Below are 12,770 nucleotides of genomic sequence, written 5' to 3'. Positions count from 1 at the left end.
CATCCTTGTCTGACAGCAACCATACCTGATCGCAAACAAGGATAAGTTAATCCCTTGTTACCTTGAACGTCAATTCGGGAATCACGATGAATTGTAACGGCTTTAACGAATGTAAGATCCTGCTATTTATTAAATGGGTAAAAGAAGAAAATATAAACCGATGACGTAGGAATAAATATTTGCAGTCATCGGCAACAGCCTATCACAAAAAACCTCTAACCTAATAGATTATACTCGAAAAACGTGCTAGAGAAAAAGCCGAAATATCAATAGGTGATGGTTTATCCTGAGCGAATAGTGATGCTACTTCTCCCAGAGCAGTCGCGAATTTAAATCCATGACCACTTAAACCACTTACTACCATAATATTGTTATTGCCTGGCAGCGTATCGATAATGAAATCTTCGTCAGGGCTCATATCGTAACTGCACGCAGCACCGTGCAAACAAACGCCGACACCCGGTAAGTAGTTACGTAAGAAACCAAAGACTTCGGTGCCGTCCTCAGCATAACTGCCAAACGGTTTACGTTGTGCGGCGGATTCAATGGGCTGACCACCATTATGTTTACCGAGTTTGAGTTCATCATTCTGAGATGGGAAGCCGTAGTAGTGGATATGATCTGGTGTTTCGATCGTAAATGCCGGGAAATGGTTATTTTCACTGTAGCGGCCATCAGCCTGATGCCAGGAAAACACCTTGCGGATCGGGGTTATTGGCAAGTCAGGAATTAACTCTTTCACCCAAGTACCGGCGGTCACAACCACTTTATGGGCACTGTAGGTACCATCGATGGTCACAACATCAATACCCTTATCGAATGGCTCGATAGCGGTGACCGGGCAATTGAATAGAATCCCACAACCCGCCTCAGTGACTGCATTGATCAGGGTTTTGATCGCCAATTCTGAACGCAGATAACCAGCCTGAGGCTCAAACACGCCGATATAGTTATCTGGCACAGTAAATACCGGCCACTTTTCGCGGATTTGTGCGGCGGTTAATATTTCTACTGGTAAATCATATTGTTGTGCACTTTGTCTGGCGTTGTTTAGAAATGTTGAGTCATCGGGACCGAGATTAACCACTCCACTGGCATGGAATAATTTTTCGCCTGTCTGAAGTGATAACTGATCCCACAACATTTGAGCACGTAATACTAAAGGAACATATTTATCCCCTTCACCATACGCATGACGAATGATTCGTGTGTCGCCATGATGACTGCCAGCCTGATGTGGTGGCATAGCACTGTCAATTATTAATACTTTTAGACCCGCTTGTGTGGCGTAGTAACCCGTAGCTGAGCCAACTGAACCGCTACCGATAACAATTAAATCATAATCCATATTTGTACACTCCGGGGTATCGTCTGCCTTGGCTGCGGTATTTATCGTAGCAACAATCGCCAGTGGCTATAAATAAAAGTGAGTGGCAGTAACGATAAAAATTAAAACGACAGTAATAGCACGGGAAAGGGGAGAGAAAAAGAGATGTTGCGCTTTTCACTGGAGGAACGGTTAATAAAAAGGCACCAAGTAGAATTCACTGGTGCCTGTTTATAGGTACATTGAAAATATTAACTGGTGAATAAGAACTAATGTTTACGGTGGTCAAGGTCTTGATATTCTGATGACTCAATTTTAGCAATGCCTGCTTCTAAAATATTAATTAATTGGCGTGCAACATCGGTCGTCAGCCAAAGCGTCCTATCGACCAATGCATCCTCGGGTGGCTGATCCAAAGAAGACAGATAATGAAGACGTATCATCATCGCGTCGTATACATCTACCGTGCTGATATCCCAGCCTACAAGCGGGTGAGTCTGAATAACTTCATCATTTCTGTCCATAAAGACCCCTTCTATAGTAGTTACTGACTGGAGTGACTAATGAGGATCAATGCGGCTCATGAGCAGGTGAGCTTTTTTAGTATACGCAACCCGCAATGAATTTGGAGATTATTAGGAAATCTTTACAAATTATTTATTATCTGTTGATTTATTCATCGGGGGAGTGAAATGAGGTTAATAAAAAAGTATGCGGGGGAAAAGAGGAAAGATTTGGCGCTGGAATAAAAAAGCCGAGGAACGACTCCCCGGCAAAAACAGCATTAATTGGGTTACTCCGCGTCGAACCAGTCGTCAGCGCTTTCCCATATTTCTTGTAATATTTCAGAAATCAGATCTTTATCCGTTTTAGCGCCGCCTAAAACAGAAAGATTATTCGCCCCGGCATAACGCACTTGTACCGCAGTGGTGGTGTCGGGGAATTTGGTATTTAGTCGTTTGCTCAATTCATCGGTTAGCGCTTCAATTGCACCTGCGGGTAACTGATTTTTTCTATCAATACTGACTTCAACACGCATATTTGCCCCTCCGAATGTTTATACTGGTTATTTATACAGTGTAAGTGTTCGGGTTGCAAGTGACTGATATAGAAAATCAGTAACCGGAGAGATGATTATTCTCTCCGGTTATGGCTATCAGCTTTTGACTGACCAGTTAATGGTCTGACCGGCAAGGAATGGAATCACGGACTCATGGCCGAGTAGGATCTCGTCCGGCTGTTGGAAAGGTGTTCGAACCAACTCAACAAAGTCTTCATTAACCGGCAAACCATAGAAACGCGGGCCATTTAAGGAACAGAAAGCTTCCAAATGCGGTAAGGCATTTAACTCTTCAAACACCGTCGCATACGCGGGCAGGGCTGCCGGGGCATTGAAGACCCCAGCACAGCCACAAGATGACTCTTTGCGTAGCTTCACATGAGGGGCAGAGTCGGTGCCGAGGAAAAAGCGGTCAGAGCCACTGGCAACCGCCTGACGTAATGCTTCCTGATGAGTACTGCGTTTCAGTATAGGCAGACAGAATAGGTGAGGGCGAATACCTCCAACCAGCATATGATTGCGGTTAAACATCAAATGCTGTGGAGTGATGGTTGCACCAAGGAAACGATTGCCTGCCAATACATAGTCTGCTGCATCTTTGGTTGTTATATGCTCAAAAACAATTTTCAATTCCGGAAATTTTTGGCGCAGAGGTTCCAAAACTTGATCAATGAAACGGGCTTCGCGGTCGAAAATATCAACGGCAGCGTCTGTGACTTCACCGTGAATCAACAGTGGCATACCTATTTTTTGCATTTGTTCAAACAGCGGATAAATTGCTGGGATATCGGAAACACCGTGGTTTGAATTGGTGGTCGCGTTGGCGGGATAAAGTTTTGCCGCAGTAAATACACTTTGCTCAAAGCCTGTGGTTAGCTCTCTGGTATCAAGGGTATTGGTCAGATAACACGTCATCAGCGGAGTGAATTTATGCCCGGCTGGCACGGCTGCCAGAATACGTTCCCGATAAGCGATAGCCGCAGCCACGGAGGTTATTGGGGGGGCCAGGTTAGGCATGACAATCGCCCTGGCAAAAACCTCAGAAGTATAGGGCAGCACGGTACTGAGCATCTCATCATCACGTAAATGAATGTGCCAGTCATCCGGGCGGCGAATTTTCAGGGTTTGGGGTTGTGCAGTCATTCAACGTGCTCCGCAGTCTTGGTGAGATATCGGGGGTTTTTATACTGTAACTGGAATGTTTCGGCGGGGTCAAAGGATAAGCGGAAAGTGACCTGGATGCATCTGATTGTTGGCGTTAAGTTGAAAACAATGCAAAAAAGGCATCTTATAGAGATGTTAGAGGAAAGATTGCCCCATAGGGTGGACGAGTGTTTTGCTGCATATACTCCACAGCTTTCAAAATGCAGGAAGGTCGCAGGGGGGATAAACCGAGGCGCTGACTCAGTAAGTGAGTCGGGTGACGACTCTATTTGCAGTGGCCTCAAAGAGCTGAGATCTCATGATGGGCCAGGTAACGAGAGCCGCCAATACACCTAAAGCGTGAAAGACGGCGGGTATAAGCAGATTAAATGTATAGCATGGGAGAATAACTATGGAAGTCCGTGTCATCGCCAGTTTAGTGGCAAAATCCGAATGTATTGATGATGTGAAACAAGCGGCTCATCAGGTTATAGAGCCGAGCCGCGAGGAGAAAGGAAATCTGCAATATGATCTCCACGCTGAAAGCGATCAGAAAGGTTCTTTTGTCTTTTTCGAGCGTTGGGCGTCTGACGATGCATTGGAAAAACATAATCATACGGAACACTTTAAACGGTTTGTGAAAGCGATTGAGGGCAAGTTAGAAAGTCTCGAGATCAAAAGAGTAAAGCAGATAGCCTGATAGAACACGATTGTCAGTGAGTTCGTGACAATAAAAAACCCGCCTGATGGCGGGTTTTGTTTTAGCCATTTATGGCGTTATTATTCGACCGACTGCGGTTTTGTTGCTGGTGCCGTTGCCTGCGTTGCCGCAGCATGGCCACCCGCAGAACCTTTGCCAGCAAAATCAAAGGCTGGACGTTCCCAGTTGCCTTGAGTTGTTGCTTGTGGCGCGTAGTTAGGTGCAGGTGCTTTCGTCATTGGTGCCGAGGCAATGTGTTTGAATACGGCACCATCTGGTTGAGTCATCACGGGGTGCTGAACCGCCACAGTAACCGGAGCAATGCTCACAACAGGCTCTGCTGTGATGGTTTCTTCGCTAATCGTGCCTTCAACGACGGCTTCTGACGCGATAGTCTCTTCAACGATGGTCGCTGCTACCGCCGTTTTTGCAACGCTTTCCGCTATAGTTTGTGCCATGACTGGAGCTTCAACCGCCAGCTCTTCAATAATTGGCGCGGGTTCAGCCGCAGCTACCGTTTCTGGTGCGATTTCTGCAACCGGGGCGGTTTCTTCCACAATCGTTTCTTCAACCATCGTATCTGCAACCATCGTATCTGCAACCATCGTATCTACAACAACCACGTCCTCAACCACCGGTTCAACTACTGCAACAGGTGCACGGCCTGGAACGGCTGCCGCTGAAGATGATGACCCACCCGGTTTGTGTTGTGGTGCCGGTGTCGGGGCTACAGCCTCAACAACGGCGGCCACGACAGGCACTTCTGCCACAACCACGGTAGTGACCGGAGCCTCTATTGCTGCCACTTCAACGGGTTGTTCAACCGGGTTTTCGACGAAAACTTGTTGTTCAATAGGTTGAGCGACCGGATAACGCACCCACACTTTGCCTGATGCCATTTCTGGTGAGGCGAAAGCACCGGCCAGCGGCATGGCCGACTGTGTCGGATAACGCTCGTCACGATAACGGCGGCGGCGCTGACCACTAACACGCAGATGACGTGGTGAACGACGTGAACGACGCGGCATACCATTCTCATTATTGGCATTACGATCGTTTGCACTCTCTTCATCGGCCTGAGCAGTGACCTGTGGCAGTAATTTCACCTCTTCTTGTACGACAGGTGAAGCGATATTAGCAACCGGTGCGCTGATGCTGCTTTCTGGCGCTTTACTTTCCAGAACATTCAACTCGTCATTCGCAGATTGAATTCGGACTTTCTGATTCAATTGGCGACGTTGACGGCGCTGCATAACCTGCTGGCGCTCTTCTTGCTCAGGTTGTACATCCTCAACAACACTTACCTCTGCGACTTCAACTTTCGCTTCGACAGGTGCCTGACGTTTATCATCTTGACGGCGACGTTGACGATCACCACGGCGTTGCGGTTGTTGCTCTTGCGGAGTGTTATCCGCTTCTGCGACATCACTCTGCGCTTGTGGTGCCTGCTGAGTAGGGCGTTTATTGCGGCGCTGGTCTTCACGACCCTCACGGTTCGCAGTGTCGCGGCTGTTATTGTCACGAGAATTGCTATCGCGAGAACTATTGTCACGGCTATTGCTGTCACGAGAGTTACTGTCACGAGTGCTGTTATCACGGCCTTCACGCGGTGTACGCTCACCCCTGTCCTTGCGGCCATTGTTTTGGCGGCGAGGATTGCGGCGATCGTTACGACGATTTTCGCTGGTTTCGGTTTTCTCAACTTCTACTGGTTTAACTTCTGCTTCAGTTGACGCTGTGGCGAAGAGACCTTTCAGGCCACTGAATAGGCGACTAAAGAAGCCTGGTTGGTCTGTGTTGACGGTGGTTGCAGGCTGTGGTGCAACTGTCGCGTTAACACTGGCGACAGCCGGTGCAGCTTCTGGTGGCACTTCTGTTGGCAGAGAGAACGTCGCCAGCGCTGGTTGCTCTGGGCGTTTGCGCTCAATGGCGGCTTCTTCCTGCGGCTGCGCCATTTCTGCTTCATGCAGTTGTGGCAACAAGTAGCTCAGGGAAGGAACTTCCTCACCTTTACGCACCCGTAGGACGGAATAGTGTGGTGTCTGCATCTGATCGTTTGGCACGATCACCGCACGCACGCCACCCTGACGTTTTTCGATAGCATTGACGGATTCGCGCTTTTCGTTCAGCAGATACGAGGCAATCTGTACTGGCACAATGGCGTGAACTTCATGGGTATTTTCTTTCAGCGCTTCTTCTTCAATCAAACGCAGAATAGAAAGTGACAGTGATTCGTTGTCACGGACAGTACCAGTACCGCTACAGCGTGGGCACACATGATGGCTTGACTCACCCAGGGATGGGCTGAGACGCTGACGGGACATTTCCAGCAAACCGAAGCGCGAGATGCGGCCAATCTGGATACGGGCGCGATCTTGACGCACGGCATCACGCAGGCGGTTTTCAACTTCACGCTGATGGCGCACCGGTGTCATGTCGATAAAGTCGATGACGATCAGGCCACCGAGGTCACGTAAACGCAACTGGCGAGCAATTTCATCGGCGGCTTCAAGGTTGGTATTGAACGCGGTTTCTTCGATATCACCACCACGAGTCGCACGCGCGGAGTTGATATCAATTGCGGTTAGCGCTTCGGTGGAGTCGATAACAATAGATCCGCCGGAAGGCAGGCGCACTTCACGCTGGAAAGCCGATTCAATTTGCGACTCAATCTGGTAGTGGCTGAACAGTGGGATTTCACCGCTGTAAAGCTTGATTTTACTGCTGAAATCCGGGCGGCCCAGAGCAGAAATGTGCTCTTTAGCCAGATCAAGAACTTTAGGGTTATCAATCAGGATTTCGCCAATGTCCGGACGCAGATAATCACGGAAAGCACGGACAATCACGTTACTTTCCTGATGAATCAAGAACGGCGCAGGGCGACCTTCAGCGGCTTTTTTAATCGCATCCCAGTGCTTTAGGCGGAATGATAAGTCCCATTGCAGCGCGTCGGCAGATTTGCCAACCCCGGCAGTACGGACAATCAAACCCATGCCATCAGGCAATTGCAGGGAGGATAGGGCTTCTTTCAATTCTGTACGGTCATCACCTTCGATACGGCGGGAAATACCACCGGCACGAGGATTGTTTGGCATCAGAACCAAATAACTGCCTGCCAGGCTGATGAAAGTAGTGAGTGCGGCACCTTTATTACCACGTTCTTCTTTATCAACCTGAACAATAACTTCCTGGCCTTCGCGCAGCACATCTTTGATGTTCGGGCGGCCATGAGAGGAATAGTTACTAGGGAAATATTCGCGAGAAATTTCTTTTAATGGGAGAAAACCATGTCGTTCAGCACCGTAATCAACAAAAGCGGCTTCCAGACTGGGTTCGATTCGGGTGATTTTGCCTTTGTAAATATTCGCTTTTTTCTGTTCATGGCCTGGGCTTTCAATATCCAAGTCATACAGCCGCTGTCCATCTACAAGGGCAACACGCAACTCTTCTTGCTGAGTTGCGTTAATCAACATTCTTTTCATCTTTAACTTACTCGTTATTTTTACATTGGCGTTAGAACTGCGGGCAAAATAACCTCATGGCCGGGTAAACCGATGACCCCGAGTCTTCTCGCAAAGCCGTCAACCTCACGGTTGTCGCCTGCATAGGGGCGCATTATTTCGGTAAGCCTGTGTTTCTTTCTGAAAAACAGCGCTTTTATATAAAGGGCAGCTTCTGAATGTAAGGCAACAGATCTGATCCCACTTGCCGGCCAAGCTGCAACCCGCAGCCCGCTAATTGTTTGATTTCACATTACGTCTTACGCCATTGCTGCGTTTTTGTGTTATCAGACAAAGTTTATTATTCCACAAGTCTCTTGGCCTAACGAGAATCAACGCAGAATTAAGGTCATTATTCCATTGCTGACACCGATATAGCAAGATGACTTTACCTGTCTACGTAAAGATTCTTTTACTGTATTCACAGTGTTGGCGGCTATCGTTGTCTTATTAAACAATAAAAGCGCGCAAACGATATCTTCTAATAGTCAGAATGACAGTTAAGCACAGAAAAAGGGGTGGCGCTAATTCCTCGGTGTATTTAGAATCGCGCCCCATGAAAACGAATAATCCAGTAGTACAATTAATCACCATTTCTGCCGACGAAGCCGGTCAGCGGATCGATAACTTTTTGCTCACTAAATTAAAAGGTGTGCCAAAGAGTATGATTTATCGCATTGTGCGCAAAGGTGAGGTCCGCGTTAATAAAGGCCGCATTAAGCCAGAATATAAATTGGTTGATGGTGATGTGGTGCGAGTGCCACCCGTTCGTGTTGCTGAACGCGAAGAAGTGCAGCTATCCCCTAAATTGGATAAAGTCGCGGCGTTGGCCGATTGCATTTTATTTGAAGATGATTACCTGCTGGTGCTGAATAAACCTTCTGGTACGGCGGTTCATGGTGGCAGTGGTTTAAGTTTTGGTGTCATTGAAGGGTTGCGTGCGCTGCGCCCTGAGGCCCGGTTCCTTGAGTTAGTACACCGCCTTGACCGAGATACCTCAGGTGTGTTGTTGGTGGCGAAGAAGCGTTCTGCGCTGCGTTCGTTGCACGAACAGCTACGTTTGAAAAACATGCAGAAAGATTATCTGGCACTGGTGCGTGGCCAATGGCAGGCACACTGCAAAGCGGTTCAGGCTCCGTTGTTGAAAAATATTATGCAAAGTGGTGAACGTGTGGTGAAGGTCAGCAGCGAGGGCAAACCTTCTGAAACGCGTTTTAAAGTCGAAGAGCGTTTTGAGCACGCGACGTTGGTCAAAGCCAGCCCGATAACCGGCCGTACACACCAGATCCGTGTTCATGCGCTACATGCAGGTCACCCGATTGCTTTTGATGATCGTTATGGTGACCGCGAATTTGATCAACAATTGCAGGGAACGGGATTGCATCGTCTATTTCTTCATGCCGCGGCATTACGTTTTGAACACCCTAATAGCGGTGAAACCATGCGTATTGAAGCACCACTGGATAATCAATTGCGTCACTGCTTGTTGATATTGCGCAAAAAAGCAGCAGAAAATAAAGTGTAGAAATAACGGATAAAAAACAGGGTGTCGTTAAACGTACCCTGTTTTATTTATCTGTTACAGCAGTGGGTTTACCCCTTGTTCAATCAGCATCTGAGTGAGGGCAATTAATGGCAAGCCAACCAATGTATTAGGATCTCGGCCGGTCAGTCGTTCAAATAATGTAATCCCTAACCCCTCACTTTTAAAACTTCCGGCACAGTTCCAGGGTTGTTCACGCGTGAGATAACCGTCTATTTCTGCGTCCGTTAAGGTACGAAAATAAACATCAAATGTTTCGCAGATGCCATTAATACGGTTATTTGTGCTATCCAGCAACGCCAGACCAGTATAAAAAGTGACACACCGACCACTGGCTTGCTGCAATTGTTTCACTGCATTTTCATAGGTGTGCGGCTTGCCGGTTATTTTTCCGTCAATAACACACACCTGATCCGATCCGATAATAAGATGCTGCGGGTAGCGCTCCGCCAATGAGCGGGCTTTTGAACATGCGAGCCGTTGTACCAGAATATCGGCAGCCTCGTTTGGCATCGGAGTTTCATCTGTTTGCGGTATGGCAGTAATAAAAGGTAATTGCAGTTTTTCTAGCAATGCGCGGCGGTATGATGATGTTGAGGCTAAAACTAATTGCGGCATAATATTTTCCATAAATCGTAGCGTAATTTTATCAGGCATTTTAAACTGTCTGCCGCTTCGGAAGCGAATATTGGTGAAAGGTGCGGTAAAAAGGCCTTTTTCTTTGACTCTATGTCGTTACAAAGTTAATATGCGCGCCCTATGCAAAAGGTAAAATTACCCCTGACCATTGATGCGGTTCGTACCGCTCAGAAACGTTTAGACTACGCAGGTATCTATTCGCCTGAGCAGGTTACTCGAGTAGCCGACTCAGTGGTAAGTGTGGACAGCGATGTCGTGGCCTCATTATCGTTTAATATCGATAATCAGCGCCTGGCGGTCATTACAGGTCTTGCGGACGTCGATGTAACATTGATGTGTCAGCGCTGTGGTAACACGTTTGCACACCATGTTCATACAACGTATTGTTTCAGCCCGGTCGTCAACGATGAGCAGGCTGAGGCATTACCGGAAGCGTACGAGCCGATCGAAGTCGACGAGTTTGGCGAAGTTGATCTGCTGGCAATGATTGAAGATGAAATTATTCTTTCACTGCCTGTCGTTCCGGTACATGATTCTGAACACTGTGAAGTGTCCGAGGCGGACATGGTATTTGGTAAACTGCCTCCAGAGGCGGAAAAACCCAATCCATTTGCCGTATTAGCCAGTTTAAAGAAAAGTAATTAAGGAGTAAGGTCAATGGCCGTACAACAGAACAAACCCACTCGTTCCAAACGTGGCATGCGCCGTTCACACGATGCACTGACCACCGCCACTCTGTCTGTGGACAAAACTTCCGGTGAAACTCACCTGCGTCACCACATCACAGCCGACGGTTTCTACCGCGGCCGCAAGGTCATCGGCTGAGTAGTACTTGCTAATCTTTAGCAAGGCGATACCTTGACTTGTCTAACCCTCGCGTTAGATGCAATGGGTGGGGATTTCGGTCCCCACGTCACAGTGCCTGCTTCATTGCAGGCGCTGGCCTCTAATCCACAGCTTAAACTTCTGCTGGTCGGGAACCCCGACACCCTCACTCCGTTACTTGTTAATGCCGATCCTTTGTTGCTGGAGAGGTTACAGATAATTCCCGCTGAGCAGGTTATTGCCAGCGATGCTAAACCCTCACAAGCGATTCGTGCCAGTCGTGGCACCTCAATGCGTATTGCATTGGAGCTTGTCAAAAACGGCGATGCGGCAGCTTGTGTGAGTGCAGGGAATACCGGAGCATTGATGGGGTTGGCGAAGATGCTGATTAAGCCATTGGATGGGATAGAACGCCCGGCGTTAATGACGGTGATTCCCAATCAACAACGTAGCAAAACCGTGGTACTGGATTTGGGCGCGAATGTTGAGTGTGATAGCACGATGTTAGTGCAATTCGCCGTCATGGGGGCGGTGATGGCAGAAGAAGTTGTTGGAATAGCGCATCCCCGTGTTGCTTTGCTGAATATTGGCGAAGAGGAAACCAAGGGATTGGATAATATCCGCGAAGCCGCCGCAGTATTAAAAAATACACCGGCTATCAACTATATTGGTTATCTGGAGGGCAATGATTTGCTCACAGGTAAGACTGATGTGATGGTTTGTGACGGCTTCGTGGGTAACGTCACCTTAAAGACTATGGAAGGTGTGATAAGAGTGTTCTTGTCACTGCTCAAATCATCGGGCGAAGGCAGCAAACAGTCGTGGTGGCTTAAGCTCATCGGCCGTTGGCTGCAAAAACGCGTGGCGAAGCGGTTCGGTCATTTGAACCCCGACCAGTATAATGGTGCATGTCTGTTAGGATTACGGGGCATTGTAATCAAGAGCCATGGTGCGGCGAATCAACGTGCATTCGCAGTTGCTATCGAACAGGCGGTACAGGCGGTGCAGCGGCAAGTTCCTGAAAGAATTGCCGCGCGCCTTGAAGCGGTTTTACCCAAGAGTGACTGATCGTCCATGTATACTAAGATTCTCGGTACGGGGAGTTATCTGCCCGCACAAGTACGCAGCAATGCTGATTTAGAAAAAATGGTGGATACGACGGACGAGTGGATTGTCACCCGCACCGGTATTCGTGAACGGCGTATCGCTGGTCTGGACGAAACCGTCGCAAGCATGGCTTTCCAGGCGGCAAACAACGCGCTGGAAATGGCCGGTATTGATAAAAATGATATTGGGCTAATTATCATTGCAACGACGTCTTCAAGCCATGCATTTCCAAGTTCAGCCTGCCAGGTTCAACAGATGCTGGGCATCAAAGATGCCGCTTCGTTTGATTTGGCGGCGGCATGTGCCGGTTTCACCTATGCGCTGAGTGTTGCGGATCAGTACGTCAAGAGCGGTGCGGTTAATCACGCTCTGGTGATTGGTTCAGATATGCTCTCTCGGGCGTTGAACCCCGAGGATCGTGGCACTATCATATTATTTGGCGATGGTGCCGGTGCGGTGGTATTAGGTGCATCAGAGCAGCCAGGCATTCTTTCGACCCACTTACATGCCGATGGCAAGTACGGCGAGCTGCTCGCACTGCCGTATCAGGATCGCCAACATCAAGACCAGCCAGCTTATGTCACGATGGCGGGTAATGAAGTGTTTAAAGTTGCGGTAACTGAGCTTGCCCACATTGTGGATGAGACATTACAAGCCAATAATCTGGATCGCACGGCGCTGGATTGGTTAGTACCGCATCAGGCGAACCTGCGTATTATCAGCGCCACGGCTAAAAAATTAGGCATGGGGATGGATAAAGTGGTGGTCACGCTCGATCGTCATGGCAACACCTCTGCTGCATCTGTCCCTGCGGCGCTGGACGAAGCGGTACGAGATGGGCGCATACAACGTGGGCAGTTAGTGCTGCTGGAAGCGTTTGGCGGCGGCTTTACCTGGGGTTCCGCGCTGGTTCGTTTTTGATTTAA

At 48.5% G+C, this 12,770-nt stretch carries 12 protein-coding genes; 6 read left to right on the top strand and 6 right to left on the bottom strand.

Annotation, left to right across the window (positions count from 1 at the left end; genetic code table 11):
* Positions 1-220: 220 nt before the first annotated feature.
* The 4 genes from solA to pyrC all read right to left on the bottom strand — a co-directional run bounded on the left by solA (position 221) and on the right by pyrC (position 3,530).
* Complete coding sequence (gene solA / locus AT01_RS04435; protein WP_004700157.1) at positions 221-1,348, bottom strand: N-methyl-L-tryptophan oxidase; 1,128 nt, start codon at positions 1,346-1,348, stop codon at positions 221-223.
* A gap of 248 nt (positions 1,349-1,596) precedes the next feature.
* Positions 1,597-1,851, bottom strand: coding sequence for a biofilm formation regulator BssS (bssS, locus tag AT01_RS04430; RefSeq protein WP_042546233.1), 255 nt, complete (start codon positions 1,849-1,851; stop codon positions 1,597-1,599).
* Between the two features lie 269 nt (positions 1,852-2,120).
* Positions 2,121-2,366 carry a DNA damage-inducible protein I gene (dinI, locus tag AT01_RS04425; protein ID WP_004700161.1) on the bottom strand — a complete coding sequence of 82 codons (246 nt, stop codon included), beginning with the start codon at positions 2,364-2,366 and terminating at the stop codon, positions 2,121-2,123.
* A 117-nt stretch (positions 2,367-2,483) separates the two neighbouring features.
* Positions 2,484-3,530, bottom strand: coding sequence for a dihydroorotase (pyrC, locus tag AT01_RS04420; protein WP_042546232.1), 1,047 nt, complete (start codon positions 3,528-3,530; stop codon positions 2,484-2,486).
* Positions 3,531-3,942: 412 nt separating this feature from the next.
* On the opposite strand from pyrC, the gene AT01_RS04410 reads away from it, so the two are divergent.
* A complete protein-coding gene (locus AT01_RS04410) occupies positions 3,943-4,230 on the top strand; it encodes a putative quinol monooxygenase (RefSeq protein ID WP_004700165.1) in 288 nt (95 codons plus the stop codon).
* 80 nt (positions 4,231-4,310) lie between these two features.
* Here the strand turns inward: AT01_RS04410 and rne are convergent, their stop codons facing one another.
* Positions 4,311-7,712, bottom strand: coding sequence for a ribonuclease E (gene rne, locus AT01_RS04405; protein ID WP_042546230.1), 3,402 nt, complete (start codon positions 7,710-7,712; stop codon positions 4,311-4,313).
* Between the two features lie 574 nt (positions 7,713-8,286).
* Here rne and rluC point away from each other — a divergent pair.
* Positions 8,287-9,255, top strand: coding sequence for a 23S rRNA pseudouridine(955/2504/2580) synthase RluC (gene rluC, locus AT01_RS04400; RefSeq protein ID WP_004701525.1), 969 nt, complete (start codon positions 8,287-8,289; stop codon positions 9,253-9,255).
* A 54-nt stretch (positions 9,256-9,309) separates the two neighbouring features.
* Here rluC and AT01_RS04395 read toward each other — a convergent pair whose 3' ends face one another.
* The gene (locus AT01_RS04395; RefSeq protein WP_042548492.1) at positions 9,310-9,891 is read right to left on the bottom strand and encodes a Maf family protein; all 582 of its coding nucleotides are present in this window, start codon (positions 9,889-9,891) and stop codon (positions 9,310-9,312) included.
* Between the two features lie 141 nt (positions 9,892-10,032).
* On the opposite strand from AT01_RS04395, the gene yceD reads away from it, so the two are divergent.
* Genes yceD through AT01_RS04375 form a run of 4 tightly spaced genes read left to right on the top strand, consistent with a single transcriptional unit; the run spans position 10,033 to position 12,765 of the window.
* Positions 10,033-10,557 (top strand): 23S rRNA accumulation protein YceD, encoded by a 525-nt coding sequence (gene yceD, locus AT01_RS04390; RefSeq protein ID WP_004701529.1) that lies wholly within the window; start codon positions 10,033-10,035, stop codon positions 10,555-10,557.
* A gap of 12 nt (positions 10,558-10,569) precedes the next feature.
* Positions 10,570-10,737, top strand: coding sequence for a 50S ribosomal protein L32 (rpmF, locus tag AT01_RS04385; protein WP_002210931.1), 168 nt, complete (start codon positions 10,570-10,572; stop codon positions 10,735-10,737).
* A 33-nt stretch (positions 10,738-10,770) separates the two neighbouring features.
* On the top strand, positions 10,771-11,805 hold the full coding sequence (gene plsX / locus AT01_RS04380) for a phosphate acyltransferase PlsX (RefSeq protein ID WP_071841487.1): 1,035 nt from the start codon (positions 10,771-10,773) through the stop codon (positions 11,803-11,805).
* Positions 11,806-11,811: 6 nt separating this feature from the next.
* Positions 11,812-12,765 carry a beta-ketoacyl-ACP synthase III gene (locus AT01_RS04375; RefSeq protein WP_042546228.1) on the top strand — a complete coding sequence of 318 codons (954 nt, stop codon included), beginning with the start codon at positions 11,812-11,814 and terminating at the stop codon, positions 12,763-12,765.
* Positions 12,766-12,770 lie beyond the last annotated feature (5 nt).

Origin of the sequence: Yersinia aldovae 670-83, from assembly GCF_000834395.1 — a bacterium.
Lineage (GTDB): Bacteria > Pseudomonadota > Gammaproteobacteria > Enterobacterales > Enterobacteriaceae > Yersinia > Yersinia aldovae.
The sequence above is the reverse complement of the archived record's forward strand: the minus strand, read 5'-3'. Positions and strand labels throughout refer to the sequence as shown.

Excerpts from the sequence above, each read along its gene's own strand:
- solA (WP_004700157.1), bottom strand. The coding sequence starts at position 1,348 with ATGGATTATGATTTAATTGTTATCGGTAGCGGTTCAGTTGGCTCAGCT.
- bssS (WP_042546233.1), bottom strand. The coding sequence starts at position 1,851 with ATGGACAGAAATGATGAAGTTATTCAGACTCACCCGCTTGTAGGCTGG.
- dinI (WP_004700161.1), bottom strand. The coding sequence starts at position 2,366 with ATGCGTGTTGAAGTCAGTATTGATAGAAAAAATCAGTTACCCGCAGGT.
- pyrC (WP_042546232.1), bottom strand. The coding sequence starts at position 3,530 with ATGACTGCACAACCCCAAACCCTGAAAATTCGCCGCCCGGATGACTGG.
- AT01_RS04410 (WP_004700165.1), top strand. The coding sequence starts at position 3,943 with ATGGAAGTCCGTGTCATCGCCAGTTTAGTGGCAAAATCCGAATGTATT.
- rne (WP_042546230.1), bottom strand. The coding sequence starts at position 7,712 with ATGAAAAGAATGTTGATTAACGCAACTCAGCAAGAAGAGTTGCGTGTT.
- rluC (WP_004701525.1), top strand. The coding sequence starts at position 8,287 with ATGAAAACGAATAATCCAGTAGTACAATTAATCACCATTTCTGCCGAC.
- AT01_RS04395 (WP_042548492.1), bottom strand. The coding sequence starts at position 9,891 with ATGCCGCAATTAGTTTTAGCCTCAACATCATCATACCGCCGCGCATTG.
- yceD (WP_004701529.1), top strand. The coding sequence starts at position 10,033 with ATGCAAAAGGTAAAATTACCCCTGACCATTGATGCGGTTCGTACCGCT.
- rpmF (WP_002210931.1), top strand. The coding sequence starts at position 10,570 with ATGGCCGTACAACAGAACAAACCCACTCGTTCCAAACGTGGCATGCGC.
- AT01_RS04375 (WP_042546228.1), top strand. The coding sequence starts at position 11,812 with ATGTATACTAAGATTCTCGGTACGGGGAGTTATCTGCCCGCACAAGTA.